Source organism: Pseudonocardia sp. SID8383, assembly GCF_009864975.1.
GTDB lineage: Bacteria > Actinomycetota > Actinomycetes > Mycobacteriales > Pseudonocardiaceae > Pseudonocardia > Pseudonocardia alni.
The window spans coordinates 1-2,664 of record NZ_WWFY01000347.1 but is presented as its reverse complement, the minus strand read 5'-3'; the positions used below and the strand labels follow the sequence as shown (position 1 = coordinate 2,664).

The following is a 2,664-nucleotide window of genomic DNA, read 5'->3' as shown; positions in this document are numbered from 1 at the left end:
AGGCGGTGCGCGAAGGGCTGCACCAGCGTCCCGGTGCCCAGGGTCAGCGCGGCGAGCAGCCCGGTGAACGCGACCGCGCCGGAGATCCCGGGCAGCAGCAGCGGCAGCACGGTCACCGCGACCGACGGGAACGCGTACACGCACACCGCGGTCGGCACGACCACCCGCACGAACACCCGCCGCGCGGCCGGGGTCAGGCCCGGCCGGGGCAGCAGGCCGCGGGACGGCGGCCCGGCCGGGCGGGTCCCCGTCCCGACGGTGGCGAGCACCGCGGCGACCGCCACCACCACCAGGGCCACGTGCACGAGGTAGGGCAGGGCGAGCGGCAGCGGCCCGGAGGTCGCGAGCAGCCCGGAGGTCAGCGGCCCGAGGCAGAAGCCGGCGGTCTGGGCGACCGACGCCGCCCGCGCGGCCCGCGGCGCGCCGTCCGGCCCGGCGAGGTCCTGCAGCCAGGCGCTGCCCACCGAGAACACCGCACCCGACGCCAGCCCCTGCAGGAACCGGGCCGCGAACAGCAGCCACAGCGCCGACGCCCCGCCGAGGAACAGCAGCGACGCCCCGGCGACCCCGGCGGCGACCGGCAGCAGCACCCGCACCCGCCCGAACCGGTCCGACGCCGGCCCGCCCAGCAGCAGCGACGGCGCCAGCCCGAGCGCGTACACCCCGAAGATCGCGGCGAGCGTGCTCGCCGACAGATCGAGCTCGTCCCGGTAGACCAGCAGCAGCGGGGTCGGGACGTTCGTGCCGAAGGCCGTCGCGAACAGCAGCCCGCAGGCCGCGAGCCACGTCCGGTCCCCCCGGCCTCCCTGCCGCACCGTCGCATCCTGCCAGCCGGGGGTTACCTACCGGTAGCCTCCGCAGCGAGGACCGGCGACGAGGACGGAGTGACGCGACATGGGTGAACCGACGGGGATCGCGGTCGAGGTGGCGGACGGGGTCGCGCGGCTGCGCCTGGACCGCCCGAAGGCGGCGAACGCGCTGCACGAGCCGATGTGGTTCGGGCTGCGCGACGCGGTGCGCGAGCTGGACGCCGACCCCGCCGTGCGGGTCGTGGTGATCAGCGGCAACGGGCGGCACTTCTGCTCGGGCATCGACGTGTCGATGCTGGGCGGTCTGCGCGAGACCGCGTCGGACGACTCGGTGGGGCACGGCGCCGACGCGCTGCGCCGCACCATCCTCGACCTGCAGGACTGCCTCACCGCGATCGAGCGCTGCCGGAAGCCGGTCGTCGCCGCGATCCAGGGCGTCTGCCTCGGGGCAGGCCTGGACCTGGCCGTCGCCTGCGACCTGCGCTACGCGACCGCCGACGCGTCGTTCGTGCTGAAGGAGGTCGACATGGGCCTGGCCGCCGACGTCGGCGTGCTGCAGCGGCTGCCGCGGATCGTCGGCGAGGGTGTGGCCCGCGAGATGGCCTACACCTGCCGGCCGGTGTCGGGCACCGAGGCGAAGGAGCTGCGCCTGATCAACGGCGTGTACGCCGACGCCGAGGCGCTGGAGGCGGGCGTCGCCGAGCTGGCCGCGTCGCTGGCCGCGAAGTCGCCGCTGGCCCTGCGCGGCACCAAGCACGCGATCACCTACGCCCGCGACCACTCGGTCGCGGACGGGCTCGACCAGATCGCCACCTGGAACGGCGGCCAGCTGGTCTCGGCCGACCTGACCGAGGCCGTCAGCGCGTTCATGGAGAAGCGCCAGGGCGTCTACCGGGACTGACCCGCCCTACCGTCGCCCGACGACCTCCCCGACGACCGCGTACATCCCTGCGGGTGGCTGCCCGTCCTCGGCCCGCCAGTCGCTGACGTCGACCAGGCCCGGTTCCAGCAGCTCCAGCCGGTGCCCGGGCCGGTCGACGAACAGCCGGCGCAGCAGGGCGCGGTCGCGGGAGCGCGCCGGCTGCGCGGTGTCCCGGGTGAACCGCTCGATGGTGCGCATCCGCTCGGCGGTGTGCGGGTCGTCGACGTCGGTGCTGCCGTGCGACACGACGAGCATGCTGCCGGGCCCGAACGCCGTCACGTAGCGGTCGAACAGGGCGCCGAGCAGGTCGTCGTCGCGGACGAAGTGCAGCACCGACACCGCGAGCACGGCGACCGGCTCGGCCGGGTCGAGCAGGCCCGCGACACCCGGCGCGGCGAGCACGGCCCCGGCGTCGGTGAGGTCGGCGGCGGTGATCGAGGCACCGTCCACACCGGTCAGGATCTGGCGGCTCATCGCGACCGACACCGGCTCGACGTCGACGTAGGCCACGCGCGCCGCGGGGTCGGCGCGGTGGGCGATCTCGTGTACCGGCTCGGCGGTCGGGATGCCGGACCCGAGGTCGAGGAACTGGCGCACCCCGCGGTCCAGGCAGGCCCGCACGGCCCGGCCGAGGAAGGCCCGGTTGGCGAGCGCGACCTCCCGGGTGTCGGGCAGGGCGGCGAGCACACGCTCGGCGAACTCCCGGTCGGTGGCGAAGTTGTGGGCGCCGCCGAGCATGTAGTCGTAGACGCGGGCCGGGTTGGGGAGCGTCAGGTCGATCTCGTCCACCGGGTCGGGCACGGGCTCCGGGACGGTCATGGGCGTCACCCTCTCGCCGGTGTCTCCCGGGTCGCAAGTCCCGACAGGACATCGTGCAGCTCCGCCGCGGTGCCGGCGGCGACGCCGGGGTGGCCCGCCAGCGCGAGCAGCCGC

Annotated in this window: 3 protein-coding genes; 1 reads left to right on the top strand and 2 read right to left on the bottom strand. The window is 75.7% G+C overall.

The features are described from left to right. On the bottom strand, positions 1–815 hold an 815-nt coding region (locus GTW08_RS08380), incomplete at its 3' end, for an MFS transporter (RefSeq protein ID WP_161151729.1). A gap of 79 nt (positions 816–894) precedes the next feature. On the opposite strand from GTW08_RS08380, the gene GTW08_RS08375 reads away from it, so the two are divergent. After that, on the top strand, positions 895–1,710 hold the full coding sequence (locus GTW08_RS08375; protein WP_161151728.1) for a crotonase/enoyl-CoA hydratase family protein: 816 nt from the start codon (positions 895–897) through the stop codon (positions 1,708–1,710). Between the two features lie 6 nt (positions 1,711–1,716). Here GTW08_RS08375 and GTW08_RS08370 read toward each other — a convergent pair whose 3' ends face one another. After that, complete coding sequence (locus GTW08_RS08370; protein WP_161151727.1) at positions 1,717–2,550, bottom strand: SAM-dependent methyltransferase; 834 nt, start codon at positions 2,548–2,550, stop codon at positions 1,717–1,719. Between the last annotated feature and the right edge of the window lie 114 nt (positions 2,551–2,664).